The organism is Waddliaceae bacterium (assembly GCA_018694295.1).
In the GTDB taxonomy this organism is placed as follows: Bacteria; Chlamydiota; Chlamydiia; order Chlamydiales; family JABHNK01; genus JABHNK01.
Genome location: JABHNK010000021.1, coordinates 44,227 through 64,768, shown reverse-complemented (window position 1 = coordinate 64,768; position 20,542 = coordinate 44,227). Strand labels below are relative to the sequence as shown.

Sequence of the window (20,542 nt, the reverse complement as noted above, 5' to 3'; positions counted from 1 at the left end):
CGAACCCGCGATTATTACCAAATCTGTGGTCAACCGCTACAGATGGAGGTAAAATTTTATACATTTTGACAAGGGCATGTCTTGAGACATGGCCGAGGAGAAACGTATAAAAGGTTGCCTTCAGCTGTAGATGGTTGGCCATGGATTTGGTAGTAATTGCGGGTTGAAACGATGGTGTTGACATCGAAGGCAAAGCACGGCGCGAGGGCGTTTCGCCTTAGCGCTTTGCTTTGTCGCGGGATTGTTAAGGGTGCGCGGAGCACCCTTAACTTGACGATTTTGTTTGTGGTGGGTATAATCGTGGCATCTATAAAGGTGTATAAGGTTTTGCTATGAATATTTCTATTCCTAAGGGTGTCTTTGATATTGTTCCTAATCCCGTCAAAGAAGAGTTATCTTGGCAGGCGTCGGACTTATGGGCTTATGTTGAGGGTGTGATACGTCGTATTTCTTATGAATATGGTTTCCGTGAGATCAGGACACCGCTATTCGAGCGCACGGAACTTTTCAAAAGGGGTGTTGGCGAGACGTCGGACATCGTCACCAAGGAGATGTATACCTTTGATGATAAGGGTGGACGTTCTATGACGTTACGTCCTGAAGGTACTGCTTCTGTGTTACGTTCTTTTTTGGAGAAGAGCATGCACCACAGTTCTCCTTTAAACAAGCTATTCTATATTGCTCCGATGTTCCGCTATGAGAGGCAGCAGGCGGGACGGTATCGCCAGCACCATCAGTTTGGTGTAGAGGCTATTGGTGGTGGCGCTCCTGAGCATGATGCTGAGGTCATTGCTATGATGTACAATTTCTACAAACGCCTTGGCATCGAGAAATTTTCTATAAAGATTAATTCCGTCGGCGACGCCGAAAGCCGCAATCGTTTCCGTGATGTTTTACAAGACGTCTTACGTCCTCATCTTCCTGAGCTTTCTGCCGATAGCAAAGAGCGCTTCGAGAAGAACCCTCTACGTATTTTGGACTCCAAAGCTCCCGAAGACCAGCAATTTATTCGTGAAGTTCCTTCTATTCTCGATAGTCTCAACGACGAATGCCGCGACCATTTTTCTCAGGTGTGTTCTTTACTTGATGATCTTTCTATTCCTTATGATATCACGCCTAGTCTCGTCAGGGGTCTTGACTATTATAGTAATACTGTCTTCGAAGCTACTGCCGACGATCTCGGCGCGCAGAACAGCATCGGCGGTGGCGGTAGATATGACAGTCTTATCAAGACTCTCGGCGGCCCTGATCTCCCTGCTATAGGCTTCGGCATTGGCATCGAGCGTGTCATCATGACGATGCTTTCCCAGGGGGCCAAATTCCCTGAAAAGCCACACCCTACACTATATATAATACCTCTTGGCGACGAAGCACGAAGCCGCTGTTTTCTGGTGCTACAGAATCTTAGGGACAAAGGCATCGCTGCAGAGATGGATTTCTCTGGGAAGAAGCTCAAGAAAGTCATGGGATATGCCGACAGCATTGGCGCCAAGTATTCTGTCGTCGTCGGCGCCGACGAGCTTGCTTCCGGCACTGTGAAGGTCAAAGAGATGTCTTCTGGCGACGTCCGCGACGCCGCTCTCGATGCTCTTGCTGACATTTTAACATCATAACTCAAGGAAACAGAAATTTCTATGTTTGACTATCGCAGAACACATACTTGTGGAGAGCTTCGCAAAGAAGACATCGGCAAAGAGGTAACGCTTTCTGGGTGGGTACATCTCCATCGCAACCTTGGAGGTCTTATCTTTATAGATATCAGAGACCGATATGGTTTCACGCAGGCGGTCTTCGACCCTGAAGTCGACAAAGAACGTCATGCTATTGCCGAAACTTTCCGTTCCGAGTGGGTTGTTTCCGTTAAAGGCACCGTCATCGCCCGTGCCGACGGCATGGCGAACTCCAGCCTTGACACTGGTGACATCGAAGTAGAGGTTAGTGACGTTGCTGTGTTGTCGAAGTCCAAGACGCCACCGTTCTCCGTTTGTGACGAGGTAATAAACGTCAACGAAGAGCTACGCCTACGTTATCGATACCTTGACGTCCGCCGTGGTGGAATAATAAAAAACCTTGCCCTGCGTCATAGTGCTATGCTTGCGACAAGGAATTTCTTCGACTCTAAGGGTTTCATGGAGATACAGACTCCTATCCTTGGGAAGTCTACTCCTGAAGGCGCTCGCGATTATCTTGTTCCTTCGAGGATATATCCTGGCTCGTTCTATGCGCTTCCACAGTCGCCGCAGATCTTCAAACAGCTACTTATGGTCTCTGGCCTCGACAAATATTTCCAGATAGCTCCATGTTTCCGCGACGAAGACCTTCGTGCTGACAGGCAGCCAGAATTTACACAGATAGACATGGAGATGTCGTTCTCTACTACCGAAGAGCTCTTCGATATTATCGAAGGCCTTGTTGCTACGATCTTCGACAAAAGTTTAGGAGTCACTATTGGCGGTTCTTTTCAAAGGCTCACCTACGACGAATGTATTGGTTCGTACGGCACCGACAAGCCTGACCTACGTTTCGGTATGAAGCTCATCACTCTTGACGATATCGCCAAGAGGTCGACTTTCTCGATATTCCTCGAGAACCTCAAAGGTGGAAATACCGTCAAAGGTCTGTGTGTCAAAGGCGGCACTAACATCTCACGCCGACAGATCGACGAATATACTGCCTTCGTCGGGGAGTTCGGCGTAAAAGGCCTGGCTTGGATGAAGCGTAATGATGAAGGCGTCCTTACTTCCAGTATAGTTAAGTTCTTCGACGAGGGTCTTCAGCAGGAGCTTATCGACGCTCTCGACATCGCCCCCGGAGACCTTATCTTCATCGTCGCCGACGAAAAAAATAGGACCAACCAGGCTCTCGACCACCTACGTCGTCGTCTTGCCAAAGACCGTGACCTCATCGAAGCAGGAAAGTATGAATTCTTATGGGTCACCGACTACCCTCTTATGTCGTGGAACGCCGAAGAAGAGCGTCTCGACAGCGAGCATCATCCTTTCACAGCGCCTCATCCCGAAGACGCCCATCTTCTCGACAGCGACGCTACGAAAGTTCGATCTCTGAGCTACGATCTCGTCGTCAATGGCTACGAGCTTGCCTCGGGATCGCAACGCATCCACGACGAGATGACGCAGAAGAAGATCTTCGAGCTTCTTAAGCTCTCCGAAGAAGAGATACAGGGACGTTTCGGCTTCTTCGTCGAGGCTCTAAACTACGGAACACCGCCGCATATCGGCATAGGAATAGGCTTCGATAGGCTCCTTATGGTGATGATCGGCACTGAAAACATCCGCGATGTCATTGCCTTCCCAAAGACGCAGAAAGCCTCAGACCTTATGTCCGAAGCCCCTAGTGCTGTCGATGACATACAGCTCCAAGACCTAAAGATAACCATTAAAGATTAATACAATTACTTGAAGGAACTTCTCCTATGATAAAAAAAACAATCGTACCATACCTTATAGGCATAATAATATTAATGTCCGGAACGTTATACCTATATGCAGGATCTTCCAGCGACAACAGTGTCACAAAAGATACCGCCGACAATTCCGAGCAACAAGTTCCCAAGAAAGAATCTTTTTCTAATGACGACATCGCCAAGGTGTCCGAGACTTTCGGACATTTCATCGCCAAGAACCTCGAGACTCCTGGTTTCACCTTTGACCTCGACGCCATAATACGCGGCATGCACAATGCCCTCGCCGGTGAAGAGCCTCCCCTCTCAGAAGAAGAATACGAAGCGATGGTAACCGTCATCCAGGAAAACGCCTTCCTTGAAATTTCTGAAAACAACCTTTCTGATGCCGTTGCTTTTATGGAAGAGAACATCGAGAATGACGACGTCGTAGAAATCGAGGCCGGCAAGCTACAATATATCATCCTCGAAGAAGGTTCTGGCGCCGAAATCGCCGAAAACGGCACAGCGACAATACACTATACCGGGAAATGTCTCGACGGTACGGTATTCGGAAGCTCGCTCGACAGCGGAGAGCCTATAACATTATCGCTAGACCAAACGGTCCCTGGCTTCAGCAGAGGGCTCGTCGGTATGAAGCAAGGCGAGAAACGCCGTATCTTTATACACCCTGACATGGGATACGGAACGGCAGGGCAACTCCCACCGAACAGTCTCCTTATCTTCGACATCGAAGTCGTTGACGCCAACGCAACAATCGTCGACATCGACGCCGAAGAGTAGAAGATAGCAAATGGAACCGAACTTTTTTTCTAGTGCGCCAAAAAGTTTCGCCATAGAAACATTTCGACATCTCGGCTGTGACGTCGAAGTTTGGGAAGAACCTAAGCTTGTCACCATCAAGGTAGAGCCTTCTTCGCTAGAACGCATTACTAATATTATGGCGACGTGTCTATTGCCGCATATTGCTTTCTGGGAGTCTGTGAAGTTCTGCAAAGACCGCAGACTGTCGGAGAGACTTTTAAAAATAAGTGTGCAGTCTACCTTCGTCACTCTTTGCCCCTGGGCATGTTTAGCATATTATAAAACTCTTCGCTGTAGCGAACGTTTCATACGCAGTGGCTTTCCGGAAAACCCTCAAAAACTTACGAGAAGTTACCTCAACATGGCGAGGTTTATGGCTTCCTGTTCTGACATAGAAGGTCGTGATGATATATACCAAGCGTTGACTCAAGAGCTTGGAAGTCACATCACCAACATCGAAAACGCCACGAACCACCGCCTAGAAGCTGCCAGGATTTTTAGGCTGTTCGCTACGCATTACGACGTTTCTATCAAGCTGTCAGCCGTCAAGGCGATTCCGACAAAAAGCATTTTCTACAAACCAGGCGATTGCGTTCCCCTCGAAAATGCCATACGACGAGAGCGTATTGACACCTTTATTCTTCTAGCTGGGGCCGTTACTTCTCAGGACTCCCAAAAACCTTTAGCCAACAAAATTATGGCGATCATACAAGAATGTTATAGTCTATGTCTGTCGACGGATGCAGCAGTGGAGAGGCCTGTTCAGCAAAAGGCGCAATCACTTCCCGATGTCGTAAAATTAGCACGGGCTAAAGAATCTATTTCAGACATGTGCCTACAAACGGCTGAAGATCTCTGCGATGCTATGATAACTTTAATTGGCTACATTGAATCAACAAATGTCTTTGAAACATTGACCACTAATATCGAAAATATAATAAAAAAGACTACTTACAATGTCGAAGGCGAAGAAATTCTCATTATGTTTGCCAAGATATCATTAAAAATAGCCGATACGGTGAAAAATTTACATCTCAATACAGCCCTCATAAGCAGCTTAGTAACTATGACGAACGCTGCTCTTATTATTCCCTGCCTCGACTACGTCACAAGAAATCAGCTAGAACAACTCAACCAAGACTTTAAAAAAGCAGAAAAGTCTGGTGACGAAGAAATCACTCTGTGCACTACGCGCACTACGCGCTCAAGGCGTGCTATTCCACTTCCCGGAGCTGTTGATAGCAAAGGGTATCAGTGGTAGATATCCAAGACGCGCAATGTAATTTTTTGACGAAACAGTGCTAGATTTATAGCGTTTTTCATGTTATGCTAAACCTTTAAATGTTAATCAATGACACCTCAACGAAGACAAAAATACGGGAGATTTTTATGAAGGTAGTATTGTTTCAGCCTGACATCCCGCAGAACACCGGAAACATTGCGCGCACCTGCGCAGTAACGGGTTCTTCGTTGACGCTTGTGAAGCCACTAGGTTTCAGCATCTCAGATCGTTATCTCAAGCGTGCAGGCCTCGACTACTGGAATGACGTTAACGTCGACACCATCGACAACCTTGAAAGCTATCTCGAAGGACAAAATAATAATTTCTATTTCTTTTCTAGCAAAGCGACGAAGCTCTATACCGACGTTACTTATGGGTCTGATGATATCCTTATATTCGGCTCGGAGACGCAAGGGCTGCCGCAACATTTCTACGAAAAGTGGCCCGAGAAGTTCGTCACGATACCTATGGTCGACAACTCACGCTGCCTAAACATCTCCAACGCCGCCGCCGTCGCCGTATACGAAGCCTTGCGCCAATTAACGGAAACTATTATTAGCGGATAGTTATAGCATTTATCGAGTAGAAGCCTAAACATCAAAGTCTTGAAGAGCCTTAATAGCTATGTTAATGAGGACTTTATCTTTTAAATGCTGCGTAACCTTTCTTAGCCCTACGATAGCAGGTTTGCTTATTGCTGGATTCGGGTTTTTTGCGAGCTCTATCAGCACTTCAAGAAATATCCTGCTATGCTTTAATTCCTTTGCATTCCAAGAAAACAATATTAATCTCTCTCTAGATTTTTTGGTTATTATCGCTGGGTCCTGGTTGTTTGCGAGTTCTTTAAGAGCTTCAAGAGCATTCGTACGGTTGTCTTCATATTTTGAACAACAAGCAACATTTAATAATTCATCGACAATTTCTGTGCGAACATCCTCTGATAGTTCGTCTTCTTTTGATAGTTTTATTATAATAGAAAGAGAATTTATAAGGCTGTGTTGATATTTTGAAAAATAAGCACTCCGTCCTAGCCCTTTGATAGTAGATTTGCTTATCTCCAGATTATCGCTTCTTGCTAGCTCTATCATCACGTCAGGACATTTATCTTCATGCCTTATCTCTATTGAATTATAGTAAAAAGAACTAAATGTGACTATTTCTATAAAACCTTGGGTTATTATCATTTCGCCGTGGTCTGCCACTAGCGTTTTAATAAAGTCAATAGATTTAATGACATTTTCATAATTGTCGCTGCTAATGATTAAACGATTAATCTCTTCTGATAATTTCTCGACAATTAATATACGAACATCATTTAAAGGATCTTGTAAAGGGCCTTGGTTTTTTGCTAACTCAATAAGAGTATCAAAATCGTAAACTCCATTGCCAATATCTATCTCTAAAAAAACAGCTTTTATTAGCACCGTGATAGCAGCTTCTCTTATTTTCGGATTCTGTCCTTCTGCTAATAATTTTAAATTTTTAATAGTCTCTTTTCTAATCTCTGTATTTTTTGCTTCTGAAACAACGTATTTCATATCAAAATGAATCGCCTCTAAAGACGATTGTTTTGCGCTCTCTATAATTTTACAAAGCTGGACTATAGAAGCGTCGTAATCTTCATGACAAGCAAGGTCTACTTCTCTAGTCTGTGCATACATATCCATTGCAGTTGCATACATATCCATTGCAGCTTCCTTAAACTTTTTAAAAACTCTTCTAGCACGCGCCCCTAAAGATTTGGGTTCTTGTTCTCTTGAAAATGTCTTTGTGCTAGTTCTGAAGTTTTTTCATCCTCGCAGGGAACATGGCATAGACCTACGAGAGGCGCTGGCGCAGCATCTACTGCATCTGAACCTTCTGTTTCTCTGCGAATTTTTCTTATTACATGAAGCATAAAAAATCCTGCATATTATAATTATTAATAAACATTATAGCATACGTTAGAATAAAAAAAATAGTAGTTTTTTATTAAAAACTTGAAATTTTAATTTGTATATCTAGTGAGATATAGACTACAGCGCAACGACAGCGATATCGTTATTTTGTGCGAGGGTGATAGCGTCGTCGTCGATGACGATAGTTTTGTTTGCTTCTATTGCTATGGCTGCTGCTTTGATTTTGATAAGTTTTTCTATGGTGTTCTTCCCTATAGTCGGAAGGTCGAAGCGCATATCCTGCTGAGGTTTCGCCATCTTTACGACGACGCACCCCGCGCCACCTATCTCTCCTGCACGTTCGAGACAACGATCTGTTCCTTCCATAGCTTCTACAGCGACGACGGCTTTGTCTTTGACGACGACGGTCTGTCCTACGTCGGCACGTCCGAGTTCTTTTGCTATGCCTACGCCGAAGCGTATGTCTTCCATGATATTCTCTGGGGGCTGTGTTTCGGTGAGAACGCCTTTTTTTGCGATATATTCGCCGATGTATTTCTTCGTCTCGACAAGGGTGATGCCTTTCTTTTTGAACACCGCCGCTATAGCGCCGAGGATGGTGTCGGCTTTGCGGTCTTTCAGTCCCCACCAGAGTCTAAGCATCGTGAGGTCCATACGCCATAGCTGCATATTATATATTATATCGTGAGGGACTCTTCCTGCCATGATGACTTCTTTGCAGCAATATTTCGATGCTGCCGTGACGGCCTTTCCAACCTGCGTTACATATATTTTTGCGACATCATCGGCGCGTTTTTCTAGCGCTTCAGGCGTTATACCTTTGAGGGCGATGAGAAGAACTTTCTTCCCCGCTTTGTGGACATTACGGATTACTAATTCGGGCATCTTGCCTTCACCAGCGATGATAGCGACATATTCTTTTTCTTTTGTCATTATACTGACAAGATTAGCTTTTTAAGAGTCTCGGCATCCTGGACGCCTACAGTACGGTCGACTTCTTTGCCGTCTTTGAAGATGATGATTGTTGGCACTGATGTCACCTGGTATTCTAGGGCTTTGTTTTGTGATTCATCGATGTCGAGCTTTACAATTTTAGCCTTGCCTTCTATATCTTTGGCGACCTCTTCAAGGATAGGACCCATCATACGGCATGGTCCGCACCATTCTGCCGAAAAGTCTACTGCTGTAGTCCCCGACGCTATTGTTTCATCAAAGTTGCTTTCGTTAACATCAGTTAAATTTGCCATAAGAACATTTCCTCAGTTATTACTGACCTTACGCGCTACTATCACTTTATTGGCGTGCTGCAAGGGCGATCTGCTACGAATTCCTCCTCGCCCAGCTCTATCTGAGCTTGGCTCGTCGGAATACTTGCATCTCATCCCTTTCACTACGCCACTAAAGCAAGATTAGCGCGTAACATCAGTTGTTAGTGTGTTTCTTCAAATTCTCTCATATTTCAACATTTTTTTCCAGAAAAACCAATACGCACTTTTTACACCTTCTCGAATCGAAGCTCGGAATAGGGTTTTTCACCACAGAGTCACAGAGAACACAGAGAGGAAAAAGGACATGGCTGGGGGAATCCCCCAGACCCCTTTTTTTGAACGGTGAACTGTGAACGTTAAATGGTGAACTATAACTCTACGCTATACGCTATTCCTATCACCTGGACACGGCAGTGCCCCATCTCGCCATTGTCGTAAGAGTAAGATTGTATCTTTACGTTTGCTATAGGGAAAACAAAGAAAGGAAGTACAATCAATGACAATGGCGACAGCTGTGCGTCCGCTGCGCGCGCTCTGCGCAGTGGGCGCGCTCTGTGTGCTCTGTGTTCTCTGTGGTGAAAATTGGGGTTTGGTGTTCGGGGCGAGAGTTTTGAGCCTTGATGGGTAATAACCTTTTGCTATATGATATATCACACAATGCGGCCATGGCGGAATTGGTAGACGCGCTAGATTCAGGTTCTAGTCGGGGCAACTCGGTGGATGTTCGAGTCATCTTGGTCGCAAAGCGAAGAGCGAGAATACATTAGTTATTCTTGCTCTTTTTTTTATCCTTGTGATAGCGCTATTATCTCGGCAACGATTTCCTCGATAGAAAGTTCTGTTGTATCGATATAGTGAGCATCGTCTGGTTGTTTTAATGGAGAGTGTTCTCGTGAGGAGTCGTAGGTATCGCGTCGTATTATGTCTTCGAGAACTTTCTTTTTATCGAAATACTGCGCGCTTTTGTAGTCGTTTTTTACGAGCTCATCATATCGGCGTTGTGCGCGTATCTCTGGTGTGGCGTCTAGGTATATTTTAACATCGGCATCGTCGAAGACGACGCTGCCCATATCTCTTCCTTCGAAGACAGCATCGACATCATGTCCTAGTCGTCGTTGTAGTGTCATCATGGCGTCTCGAACACTTTTCGCTGCCGACACTTCAGAGACATGTGTCGTCACGTTTGGAGATCGTATTTGTTTTGTGACTTCTTCATCGCCGATATAGTAGTGTTTCTCACCGTCGCGAGTTTCGATATGATATTGAAACTCTTTAAGGTAGTTTTCTATGGCGATGACGTCATTGAAAGGGATGCTGTTTTTTATAAGACCGTAGGTTACAGCACGATACATCGCTCCGGTGTCGAAGAAGGTGTATCCTAGTTTTTCCGCAACGCTTTTTGCTACGGTACTTTTTCCTGTTCCTGCTGGTCCGTCTATTGTTATTATCATTGTTTTTTTCCTATAGTATCATCAAAGTATCATCAAAAATAGATATAGTGCTGGAGTGGTAAACAGGAGGGAGTCGAGCATATCGAGGACTCCTCCAAGTCCAGGGATGTCGTTACTATCTTTTACGCCAGCGTCACGTTTTAGTAGGGATTCTGCCATATCGCCTATCTGTCCTAATATCGACAATATCATCCCCAGTGCTATTGCCAAGACGAAGCCTCCTTTTGTGTCATAAGGGAAGATCGCTGTGCCGTAGAAAAAAGAGACGCTTGTCACTGCCGCTGCTATTATTCCGGCGAAGGCTCCGAGTATTGTTTTTTTTGGGCTTATCGTCGGTGCTAGTTTTTTCTTGCCGAAGCCTCTTCCTATGAAATACGCTGCGATGTCTGTGACTTTCGTCACGGCGATGAGGTATATCAATACGAGAGGCCCCCACTGATATGCCATTGCCACAATAAAAGACATACTTACGGCGATATACACAAACCCTAGCACGGCGATAGCGACGTGTTCTATAGCTTTATCTTGGTGTATAGCGTGGTATATGAAGAATGAAAAAATTGCTGCCCAGAAGACGACACTTCCCATGATGAAGCTGTTGTCGATATAAAATATCGCGGTAGTAGCGGCGACATATGCTACGCCACAGGTGATGTATCCTTTGACGCATGGTTTATATCCTTTTGCTATGGCGAGCTGTGCATATTCCCACAATGCCACGCCAACGACAGCGGCGATGACGATAGCGACGACGGGGAGGAACGCTGGGTTTCTCACCATGATAAACATCGCCACCAATAATGCTATAACTCCGCCACCAACGAAAATTCTTTGTCGTAGTTCCTTCATCGTCCGAACCTCTGCTCTCGCTTTTGATAGTTGTATATTGCTTCGAGGAGTTTATCAGAGCCAAACTCCGGCCATAAAGCTTCAGTAATATAAAGCTCAGCATACGACAGCTGCCACAACATAAAGTTGCTAAGGCGTCGTTCTCCGCCGGTACGTATCATCATATCCGGGTCTCCCCATCTGGCGGTGTCAAGGTGCTGTGATATTATTTCTTCTGTGATAGCAGTGGCGTCATCGCTCTTATTCCCTTCTACGGCCTTGTTGACAGCACGGCATATTTCATCACGTCCGCCATAATTCAAAGCAAGGACGAGGGTTATCGCCGTACCTTTTATCGTGGCTTCTTTTGTTACTTCTATTATCTTATTAATATGTTCTGGGAAGCGTGAAAGATCGCCGATGGTATCGAAACGCACTCCTTCACGTACCATAGCAGCCCTTTCGTCGATGAGGAAGTTCTCGATAAGAGTCATCAACGCCGAGACTTCCGCCCTGGGACGCTCCCAGTTCTCTGTCGAGAAGGCATACACTGTAAGGACTTTTACGCCGAGTTCAGAAGAGGCTTTTATAGTACGCCGTAGCGCCTCACCGCCTTCCCAATGTCCGCGCGCGATATCGAGCTTATGGCTTCTCGCCCAGCGTCTATTTCCGTCCATGATGATAGCGATATGCTGAGGAACGCTTCCTCGATCAATACGTGACATGTCTTCTGCGGTGTATACAATATCTTTTTTAGTCACTATCAGTCCTTTTTTTGAAACAGCAAAAGTATAGTAAATGTTCTATTTCAGAGTAAAGGTCGAATTGTGGTATGATTACGAAGAAAACAATACCTCTGGATAACAATGGCTCTAAAAGAAACAACAGAAAAGGCTCTCAGCGGCGTTACATACCGTCTATTCCTCGGATTCAGGGCCACGATAGCGGTATCTACAGCGCTGAAGGCCAGCGCATTATGGCATGCCGACAGCGACAGTGGGTCCGCTCCGATAATAACGGCTCACCATGACGACAAAGAATATATTGGCATGGCAATGTCTTCATCGTCACCGACTATTATTGAGATCCGCGAGGCTGAGACATCTCTTCGCGACATCATCCAAGGATACTGCCCTACTCTACGCATCGACAACATACCATTAACACTTTTCCCACAGACACTGATATCATGAAAAAAAAGCTAATATTAGGCTCGGCATCACCACGAAGGAAAGAGATCCTCGGATATTTCTCTATGCCCTTCGAAGTTGCCGTTGCTGATTTCTCTGAAGACGATGTTCCTTTCGCTGGCGATGCCGCCGACTATGTATGTCGTGTTGCTCGTGGCAAAGCCGCCGCCCTTGTCGATCGATATCCCGAAGACATAATTTTCACTGCCGACACGGTGGTATTCTGCGATGGTGTTGTCTATGAGAAGCCTTCCGACGAAAAAGCTGCTTTCGATATGCTTTCGGCGCTAGTAGGCCGCTGGCATAGCGTCTTCACCGGCATTGCGGTGCGCTGTGGCGATGAAGAGCGTTACCGCCATGAAGAGACGCGTGTTCTCTTCAACGACATCTCCGCCGACAGGATAAAAAACTATCATCGGCAGCTGTACTTCCGCGACAAAGCTGGCGGCTATGCCATCCAAGAGTCTGGAAGTATCATCGTAAATAAAATCGAGGGTTGCTTCTATAACGTCATGGGTTTGCCGATAAACGCCACGGTATCGATACTCTCAGAAGTGGGGATAGATCTATGGAAAAGCATAAAATAAACTTCGGTATGGATAAAAAGTTCGTAATTCGGAATAAGAATAGAATTTTTCACCACAGAGCCACAGAGAACACAGAGAAAGAAAACAGTCTGGCTGGGGGATGCTCCCCCAGACCCCCAAAACCCCAAAAGAAAATCCTCGGGGTTCTAGGGGTGAAACCCCTAGCCCGTCCGCTGTCCTCTCTGTGTACTCTGTGGCTCTGTGGTGAAAAAGTTCGGAGTTCGGAGTTCGGAGTAGGAAATCGAAAGAGTCTTCTGTATCTTTTTGGTAAAATCAACCGCCACCATAAAACAGCATGCTTTGAACCGTGTCTAAAATTCCTATTAATAGTTTTCCTCGCGGTGTTCCTTGTGGGATGTTCTCCTCAGCGTAACGATGATGCTATCGCCAATGATATCCCCGTTGTCACAACCCTCGCTTCAGAAGCTCCTGTGGAGTACTCACCATCACAAGCTTTATTCCTTATGCAAAGCGGCGACACTGCTTCTGCGATATCATCATACCGACGATTATGTGTCGACACCGGCACTGACGACTACGACACCCTGAAAAAGATGGGTATGATACTTCTTGAGCGCGGAAGTTCGAGCCGCGACGTCGAGGACCAGCTTCTCACAGTATATGGCGCTGGTGTCGTCGCGACAACAGAGGTCCTGCCGATACTATACCGTGCTGCTATGAGCGAAAACCTCACGATACAGCTCGCAGCAATACACGCACTGTCAAACCTCAGCAACGACTACGCCGATGATATCATCAACAGAAGCATAACGTCGTCATATCTCGCGACACGTCTAGAAGCGACATACTGCCTAGCAACGAAACGATACTATACCGCCCTCGGACAGATAGAAGCCCTGATGGCGAAGTCTCCCGAAGAGCTACAGTATATCTTCCCGGAACTTCTCGCCATAGAAGGCAGCTCACGAGCTACGGCGCTACTGCGTCGGCACCTCACCGACGAAGATGAAACAATACGTATAGAAGCTATAATAAACGCAGCGCGTCACAACCGCGACGACCTCCTTCCCGACATCCGCGCCATCGCCAGCGACACGTCATCACTACACCAAGAAGCCTGTGCATGGGCGCTAGGAGCACTGAAAGACGATAAAAGCATCGGCACGCTAAAAACCCTGTCGGCATCTCCTATCGATAACGTAGCAATAGCAGCAGCAGCGTCACTACACGCCCTTGGCGACGACGACGCCCTCGATATAATATACCACCACGCCAGTAATGGGAACATCTTCGCAATAACAGCGCTAGGAGACATCCCCGCAGTAGAAAACGCCCTCGTAAAAATTCTATCGACGACATCAGGAACGCCGCGCCTCAACGCCAGCGTCGCCCTGCTACAACTCCGCAGCACAAAATGCGTCGACAGCATATGCTCAGCGCTGATAAACGACCGCGACACCATAGCAATCCTGCCACACATGTCTCCGGGGAAAGCCCTCACCGCATACAAAGTAGTAATGCCCCCCGACAAAGAAAAAGAGTTCGCATACGTTACGGCGACATCGCTAGAAGTTCGCAAAAAAATCCTCGCCGAAGCTTTACACCTCCCCGAAAAAACATTCCTAACAATAGCACAGAAAATTTTCTCCGCAAAACAGAACGACCTCGTACCCACCCTCGTCGTCCTCCTCGAAAACCTCAACACACCACAAGCAATATCACTGCTAAAACAACAACAGCAGCACCCTGGCGCACCACTGATCCGCGACTACTGCAACCTCGCCCTCTTCAGGCTACGACAAGGCGAAACCTATACAAAAAACCTCGAAGACTGGATATCACGACAGCAAGACCACGAAATAATACAATTCCAAACGTTCGTACCATGGGGAATACACCGGCAATCGCTACTATACGAACTAACACCACACGAGACTTCACAGCTCCTAATAGAATCATACCAAGCACTAGCACAAAGTCACACAACCAAAGGCGTAAACGCCATCCTCGACGCCATAGCACACGGCAACACAAAAAACTCCTACGCACTAGCAGGACTACTAATCCACTCCATCGAATAGTGGAGGGGTTCCGCACCCCTCCACCCGCGGTCAAGGGCGCTCCGCGCGCCCTTGACAATCCCGCGCCAAAGGCGGTGTCCGCCTCTGAACTCCCCATTTAGTCGACAAAGAAAAGAGCAAAGGCGCAACGCATTTGCTCTTTTCTTTGCTGCCGTTCCTCACCATCGCAATTGCGATGGTGAGGAGAAATATAAATATTTTGTGGCTATTTATAACCTGCTGTGCTATAATATATTACGAAATAAAACAATCTTTAACATAAACAAAGGGAAATGTATTATGACAGTACCTCTTACAAAAGAAGCCAGCGAACATTTAAATACTTTTTTTGTAGCTGATGGTGCGTTCAACACTGGTGATATAGCCATCAAACAACACAACAAATACAAAAAGATAGCACAAGTGGGTAAAATTGTAGCTGTAGCTTCATTGGCATTCGCCATGTTGTTGCCACTTAACGCGGCTGCCTATGCAGCAGTTGCTGTGGGAATTACGGCAAAAATCATAACTGTTCTTTGCTCTTATAAAGCAACGCGAATAAAAAACGTTATTATCGACCACATTGACCAAGCATTTAAAGCTCGAACAGAAAACTCATTTAACGAAGAAGAAAAAAACATCTTCGCTCATTTAAGAATAACACTATATTGCCGTGTTATCGTTATTTCTGATTATACTTAATATCTAAAGTATTGTCGGTGAAATCCGATTGATCTTAGCTCTCATCGTTATCGTTGTGATTGGCGATGAGAGTTTTTTTTATTCGCAATTGGTATCAGTCCTTCGTCGTAGGCGATGGAGATGCGTCGTCTTAGGGCTTCTTGTTGTACAAGGAGTTCTTCTTCTTTTTCTTTCATATGTTCATTTATTGTGTCGCGTTCTTTTTTTGCGTGGCTGAGTCCTTCGATATCGTGGAAGATACGCCCTGCGTTAGATTTCACCATCTTAGCGCTTGTGAGGAACTCGTTACGTTCCATTATTTTTAAGATTTTATCGACGGCGTCGAGGTCATATTCTTCTTTGTTGTTTTCTTCCATAGCAGCTATTATCTTATCGGCTTCGGCGATGATGATGGTCTCTATTTTTTCTGCCGTACGTAGTATCGCCAATTTTTCTGCGTTGCGGTACCGATGCCATGCTGCCATATACCTACGCTCTGTGCCGAAGAGTCCCAACAACTTCCCCCAGAAGACCTTACGAGCGAAGCCTTTTGACGTTATGCGCGCTTCGTAGGCACCTTCGCGGATGTGTTCTCCTTGTTTAAAAAGCTGTGACAGCGTGATATCATCGAAACAATGATCATAGCGCATCTTTTGTTCTTCGAAGAAAAGCGTCTGTTTTACGAGGTATTCTTTGAAAGCTTTGGTATTCATTGCGAGGCTCCTTAATATTGTTTGTGCAATTAACCTATTTACCAAAAATCTTTTTTTTAGTACACAAGATGTATACCAGTATATACCAATATAAGGATTATCGCTATGAGCTTATGTCAAGAACTTCAAGAAGAGAAAGATCTTTCTCAAGAACTTTACGAGGAATACTCCCACTGTGATGCTCACGAAGACCTCGAGAGTCTTGTCGCCCGCGACGTTCCGCGCATTGTCCTTGATGACAAGGCCATGCATCGCGACGCTGCGATAGGAAGATTTTTACGCGTAGGGAAATATAAGGCCGCCTACGAATACCGTCGCATCCGCAGAGACCTCGACGTCCAGTGTCATGACGCCGTTTTACGTATCGCCCTCAACACTCTCGACGAGATAACATCGGTCCTCGGCGCTCTCGACAGGGAATATATATCTCTAAAAAAAATCCCTGAGGAGTCGGAGCTAGAATATCTCGACAAAAGACGTATAGGTCGCTGGCTCGAAGAGACGATAGATTTCTTCGATGCCTACGAAGTCCAGCGTCTACGCGAAGATCTCGCCACCCTAACCCTCGAAGAGCTAAAAATCCGCGAACGCGCCCTCGCCAAAGAAAAAGAATCGCTGACAACCACCATCGCCGAAGCCCGCGACAAAGGCATCCTGCCACAAAGCTGTGGATAGCGTATAGTAGGAAAAGTTAGAATATTTCTATCTATCCGCTATACGCTCTTCCTATACGCTGTCGTTTTAATCGTCGGCTTTGAGTACTGCCATGAAGGCTGACTGTGGTATTGAGACTTTACCGAATTCTTTCATCTTCTTTTTGCCTTTCTTCTGTTTGTCCCAGAGCTTACGTTTTCTTGTGATGTCGCCGCCGTAGCATTTTGCTGTGACGTTTTTCGACATGGCACTGATGGTCTCTCTAGCGATGACCTTCCCTCCTATCGCTGCCTGTATAGGGACTTTGAACAGCTGCCGAGGTATGGCGTCTTTGAGTTTAGAACATAGAGAGCGTCCTTTTGATTCTGCTTTGCTTCTATGTACTAGCGACGAGAAGGCATCGACGGGTTCTTCGTTGACACGTATCTCGAGTTTTATTATATCGCTTTTTCTATATTCGTAGAATTCGTAGTCGAAAGAGGCGTATCCTCGTGTCACGGATTTAAGTTTGTCGTTGAAATCCGTTATTATTTCGTTGAGGGGGAAGCGGTATGTCATAAGGAGTCGCGTGCTATCGAGGGCGTCTGTTTTTACGCATTCGCCGCGTTTATTTTGTGCCAGGCTCATGATAGCGCCGAGGTATTCGTTTGGTGTCATGACGTGGCATGTCACCCACGGTTCTTCTACCATCGTTATCTGTGAAGGATCGGGGTAATGTATAGGGTTGTCGAGTTCTTTCGTTATACCCTTGATTGATGTTATTTTATATATGACACTAGGCGCTGTCGTTATTATATCGATATCATATTCTCGGAGGATGCGTTCCGATATTATCTCCATATGCAGAAGTCCGAGGAATCCGCATCGGAATCCGAAGCCCAGGACCATGCTCGTCTCCTGTTCTACGTGTAGTGATGAGTCGTTGAGCTGTAGTTTGAAGAGTGCTTCACGTAGTGCTTCGAAGTCTGTGGTATCGACGGGATAAATCCCTGCGAAGACGACGGGGTTGATAATTTTAAAGCCTGGCAACGGTTCAGCGACAGGAGTTCTCTTCAGCGTTATCGTATCTCCGATCTTGACATCTGCGGTATTTTTTATGTTCGAAACGATATACCCTACTTCTCCGGGGCGCAGGATTTCTACGGGCTTCTCTTCGGGGGTAAAGATTCCGAGGTCTAGGACTTCGTGGCTATTCCCTGTAGCCATCATGGTGATATCGAGGCCTTTCTTCATCGTGCCGCTGATGATACGGACGTATACCATCACACCGCGGTATGGGTCGTAATGCGAGTCGAAGACAAGAGCGCGAAGCTTATCATCTTCGGGGTCTTTTGGTGGCGGGAATTTCTCTATGATAGCTTCGAGGATCGGCGCTACGCCTTCTCCTGTCTTAGCAGAACATGGCAGTGCTTCTGAGGCATCGAGTCCTATAACTTCTTCTATCTGTCTTTTTGCTTCTGCGACGTTTGCTGCGGGGAGGTCTATCTTATTTATTACTGAGACGATCTCGAGGTCGCGTTCTACGGCGAGGTGTACATTTGCTAGGCTTTGCGCCTGTACGCCTTGTGCGGCATCGACTATGAGCAGTGCGCCTTCGCATGCTGAAAGCGAGCGCGACACTTCGTAGGAGAAATCCACATGTCCTGGTGTGTCGATGAGGTTGAACTCGTAGACGTCACCATCGGAGGCTTTGTATAGCATTGTTACGGGGTGGGCTTTTATTGTTATGCCCCTCTCGCGTTCGAGATCCATATCGTCGAGAATTTGCTCTTGCATATCTCGTGACGACACGGTACGTGTTATCTCTAGGAATCGGTCTGCTATCGTCGACTTTCCGTGGTCGATATGTGCTATGATAGAGAAGTTGCGTATCTTCTTTCTATCGTATTCGAATATCATTTTGCTCCTGTTGATTTCTTTGCAAGTTTTTCTATTATAGCGTTGCTACGTACGACGTATTCTGTTAGCTGTGCGCTGTCGAGCTCATGCTGTGCGAGGAGTGTCGACTCATATAGGTGTGCTATAAGATTTTTTGTCAGGGCTTCGTCGCCGCTTTCCAGCTCCTGTATCGCCTTCATCAGCGCGTTGTTGGTATTAACGACGAAAGACTGCTTCACTGGCATTGCAGGAATATCTCCTGGGTTGGCGACGCGCATATAGTCGCGGAACCTTCTTTGGTCTTCGTCTATTGTTATCATAGCAGGTATTGATTCCGTCGCCAAGCTTTTTGCTGTGACTTCGACGTTTTCGATGTCGAGCTTACTGCTGACATATTCCTGTAGGCGTACAGATTCTGTTTTACCGTCGGCGTCGAGGACAGTTTTTTCTTTGGAGGTATCGATTATAGCATCTACGATGCCGGCGTCGATACGTTGGAACTTCGCTGGAGCGATATGTCCTTCCAGGAAATTTATAAGGTGTGTGTCTATCATGGATGAAAGATTAAGAACTTCTATTCCTTTCTCACGATATATATCTAGGACGTGTGCGTTGTGTTTTGCGTCGGAGGTGTAGAAGACTTTGTTATCGTTTTTATCTTTATTTTTCTCGATATATTCTTCTACGGTGCCCCACTCTCCGTCGGTATTCTTCCAGATGAGGAATTCTTTTATTTTTTTATAGAATTTATCGTCTTCCATGGCGCCGAGTTTAACTATTATCTCAACGTCGCTCCATGATGCTATGAATTTCTCTTTGTCGGTTTTATATAGCGTTGCGAGCTTGTCGGAGACCTTTTTGGCGATATGCCCTGAAAGCTGTCGTACTGTCCTGTCCATCTGCAGGCAGCTTCTTGAGACGTTTAGGGGGATGTCTGGGCTATCGATAGCGCCGCGAAGGACGGTGAGGTATTCTGGGATAAGGTCTTTACAGTCGTCGTTGACGAATACTCTGTTACAGAAAAGCTTTATATTATTCTTACGGAAATCGTAGTCGCGTTTAACTTTCGGGAAGTACAGTATACCTCGCAGGTTGAAGGGATAGTCGACGTTTAGGTGCACCCAGAAAAGCGGCTCTTGCTCGAAGGGGTACAGCTGCCGATAGAATTCGCGGTATTCGTCGTCGGTGCAGTCTGCGGCGTTCTTAATCCACAGTGGTTCTTTTGCGTTGATATGGGTGTCGTTGAGGTATATCGGGTATGGAAGGAAGGCGCAATATTTCTCTAGCATGCCTTTAATCCGCGGCTCCTCGAGGTATTCTTCGTTGTCTTTGTCGACGTGCAACGTTATCGTTGTGCCTTGCTCTTTGCGTTTTCCTTTTCCTGTTGTATATTCTACTCCGCCGTCACATTCCCAGAGGACAGCTTCTGCATCTTTTTTGTATGAAAGCGTATCGATTTCGACTTTCTCTGAGACCATAAACGCCGAGTAGAATCCTAGTCCGAAGTGTCCTATTATCTGGTCTTTTTCTTCGTTAGACTGATATTTTTTTATGAACTCTTCGGCGCCAGAAAAGGCAAGCTGCGCGATATATGTATCGACTTCTTCGGCATCCATTCCTATCCCAGTATCGGAAAATATTAGCGTGCGTTTTTCCTTGTCGACGGTGATGTCGATGCGATGTTCTTGCGAGGAGGCTTCTCCTTTATCGGCGATGACCTTCACTTTGTGGATGGCATCGCAAGCGTTGGAGACGAGTTCCCTGACAAAGATATCTTTGTCGGAATACAGCCATCGCTTTATTATCGGAAGGATGTTCTCGCTATGTATTTGTAGTTTTTTCGTTGTCATTGTCGTTAATCCCGTT

The 20,542-nt window shown here is 46.0% G+C and carries 20 protein-coding genes and 1 tRNA gene; 11 read left to right on the top strand and 10 right to left on the bottom strand.

Annotated features, from left to right (window positions below):
- Positions 1 to 332: 332 nt before the first annotated feature.
- From HN980_02400 to HN980_02380, 5 genes are all read left to right on the top strand, one after another.
- Positions 333 to 1,613, top strand: a complete 1,281-nt coding sequence (locus HN980_02400) for a histidine--tRNA ligase (GenBank protein ID MBT6928330.1) — start codon at positions 333 to 335, stop codon at positions 1,611 to 1,613.
- Between the two features lie 21 nt (positions 1,614 to 1,634).
- Positions 1,635 to 3,407: an aspartate--tRNA ligase gene (gene aspS / locus HN980_02395; GenBank protein ID MBT6928329.1), complete on the top strand. Its 1,773-nt coding sequence runs from the start codon at positions 1,635 to 1,637 to the stop codon at positions 3,405 to 3,407.
- Between the two features lie 26 nt (positions 3,408 to 3,433).
- Positions 3,434 to 4,204 carry an FKBP-type peptidyl-prolyl cis-trans isomerase gene (locus tag HN980_02390; protein MBT6928328.1) on the top strand — a complete coding sequence of 257 codons (771 nt, stop codon included), beginning with the start codon at positions 3,434 to 3,436 and terminating at the stop codon, positions 4,202 to 4,204.
- Between the two features lie 10 nt (positions 4,205 to 4,214).
- A complete protein-coding gene (locus HN980_02385) occupies positions 4,215 to 5,486 on the top strand; it encodes a hypothetical protein (GenBank protein ID MBT6928327.1) in 1,272 nt (423 codons plus the stop codon).
- 128 nt (positions 5,487 to 5,614) lie between these two features.
- Positions 5,615 to 6,073, top strand: a complete 459-nt coding sequence (locus HN980_02380) for a tRNA (cytidine(34)-2'-O)-methyltransferase (GenBank protein ID MBT6928326.1) — start codon at positions 5,615 to 5,617, stop codon at positions 6,071 to 6,073.
- A 24-nt stretch (positions 6,074 to 6,097) separates the two neighbouring features.
- Here HN980_02380 and HN980_02375 read toward each other — a convergent pair whose 3' ends face one another.
- From HN980_02375 to trxA, 4 genes are all read right to left on the bottom strand, one after another.
- Positions 6,098 to 7,195 (bottom strand): hypothetical protein, encoded by a 1,098-nt coding sequence (locus tag HN980_02375; protein ID MBT6928325.1) that lies wholly within the window; start codon positions 7,193 to 7,195, stop codon positions 6,098 to 6,100.
- Between the two features lie 44 nt (positions 7,196 to 7,239).
- Positions 7,240 to 7,404, bottom strand: coding sequence for a hypothetical protein (locus HN980_02370; protein ID MBT6928324.1), 165 nt, complete (start codon positions 7,402 to 7,404; stop codon positions 7,240 to 7,242).
- 118 nt (positions 7,405 to 7,522) lie between these two features.
- The gene (lpxI, locus tag HN980_02365) at positions 7,523 to 8,338 is read right to left on the bottom strand and encodes a UDP-2,3-diacylglucosamine diphosphatase LpxI (protein MBT6928323.1); all 816 of its coding nucleotides are present in this window, start codon (positions 8,336 to 8,338) and stop codon (positions 7,523 to 7,525) included.
- Positions 8,338 to 8,652 carry a thioredoxin gene (gene trxA, locus HN980_02360; GenBank protein MBT6928322.1) on the bottom strand — a complete coding sequence of 105 codons (315 nt, stop codon included), beginning with the start codon at positions 8,650 to 8,652 and terminating at the stop codon, positions 8,338 to 8,340. The genes lpxI and trxA overlap by 1 nt, the downstream gene beginning before the upstream one ends.
- Before the next feature lie 680 nt (positions 8,653 to 9,332).
- Here trxA and HN980_02355 point away from each other — a divergent pair.
- Positions 9,333 to 9,416, top strand: a tRNA-Leu gene (locus HN980_02355).
- A 42-nt stretch (positions 9,417 to 9,458) separates the two neighbouring features.
- On the opposite strand, the gene HN980_02350 is transcribed toward HN980_02355, so the two are convergent.
- The 3 genes from HN980_02350 to uppS are packed head-to-tail and all read right to left on the bottom strand — an operon-like array spanning position 9,459 to position 11,677.
- Positions 9,459 to 10,124, bottom strand: coding sequence for a (d)CMP kinase (locus tag HN980_02350; protein ID MBT6928321.1), 666 nt, complete (start codon positions 10,122 to 10,124; stop codon positions 9,459 to 9,461).
- 21 nt (positions 10,125 to 10,145) lie between these two features.
- Positions 10,146 to 10,973, bottom strand: a complete 828-nt coding sequence (locus HN980_02345; GenBank protein MBT6928320.1) for a phosphatidate cytidylyltransferase — start codon at positions 10,971 to 10,973, stop codon at positions 10,146 to 10,148.
- On the bottom strand, positions 10,970 to 11,677 hold the full coding sequence (gene uppS / locus HN980_02340; protein ID MBT6928319.1) for a di-trans,poly-cis-decaprenylcistransferase: 708 nt from the start codon (positions 11,675 to 11,677) through the stop codon (positions 10,970 to 10,972). The genes HN980_02345 and uppS overlap by 4 nt, the downstream gene beginning before the upstream one ends.
- A 141-nt stretch (positions 11,678 to 11,818) precedes the next feature.
- Between uppS and HN980_02335 the strand changes: the two genes are divergently transcribed.
- The 4 genes from HN980_02335 (at position 11,819) to HN980_02320 (ending at position 15,452) form a co-directional block, all read left to right on the top strand.
- Positions 11,819 to 12,145 carry a hypothetical protein gene (locus HN980_02335; protein MBT6928318.1) on the top strand — a complete coding sequence of 109 codons (327 nt, stop codon included), beginning with the start codon at positions 11,819 to 11,821 and terminating at the stop codon, positions 12,143 to 12,145.
- A complete protein-coding gene (gene maf / locus HN980_02330; protein MBT6928317.1) occupies positions 12,142 to 12,729 on the top strand; it encodes a septum formation protein Maf in 588 nt (195 codons plus the stop codon). The genes HN980_02335 and maf overlap by 4 nt, the downstream gene beginning before the upstream one ends.
- 350 nt (positions 12,730 to 13,079) lie before the next feature.
- Positions 13,080 to 14,771, top strand: coding sequence for a HEAT repeat domain-containing protein (locus tag HN980_02325; GenBank protein ID MBT6928316.1), 1,692 nt, complete (start codon positions 13,080 to 13,082; stop codon positions 14,769 to 14,771).
- Between the two features lie 279 nt (positions 14,772 to 15,050).
- Positions 15,051 to 15,452, top strand: a complete 402-nt coding sequence (locus tag HN980_02320) for a hypothetical protein (GenBank protein MBT6928315.1) — start codon at positions 15,051 to 15,053, stop codon at positions 15,450 to 15,452.
- 47 nt (positions 15,453 to 15,499) lie between these two features.
- Here HN980_02320 and HN980_02315 read toward each other — a convergent pair whose 3' ends face one another.
- Positions 15,500 to 16,144 (bottom strand): hypothetical protein, encoded by a 645-nt coding sequence (locus HN980_02315; GenBank protein ID MBT6928314.1) that lies wholly within the window; start codon positions 16,142 to 16,144, stop codon positions 15,500 to 15,502.
- A gap of 105 nt (positions 16,145 to 16,249) precedes the next feature.
- Between HN980_02315 and HN980_02310 the strand changes: the two genes are divergently transcribed.
- Positions 16,250 to 16,819 (top strand): hypothetical protein, encoded by a 570-nt coding sequence (locus HN980_02310; GenBank protein ID MBT6928313.1) that lies wholly within the window; start codon positions 16,250 to 16,252, stop codon positions 16,817 to 16,819.
- 66 nt (positions 16,820 to 16,885) lie between these two features.
- On the opposite strand, the gene lepA is transcribed toward HN980_02310, so the two are convergent.
- Together lepA and htpG are read right to left on the bottom strand one after the other, a co-directional pair.
- On the bottom strand, positions 16,886 to 18,694 hold the full coding sequence (gene lepA, locus HN980_02305; GenBank protein MBT6928312.1) for an elongation factor 4: 1,809 nt from the start codon (positions 18,692 to 18,694) through the stop codon (positions 16,886 to 16,888).
- Complete coding sequence (gene htpG, locus HN980_02300; protein ID MBT6928311.1) at positions 18,694 to 20,526, bottom strand: molecular chaperone HtpG; 1,833 nt, start codon at positions 20,524 to 20,526, stop codon at positions 18,694 to 18,696. Before htpG ends, lepA begins: the two co-directional genes overlap by 1 nt.
- Positions 20,527 to 20,542: the final 16 nt, after the last annotated feature.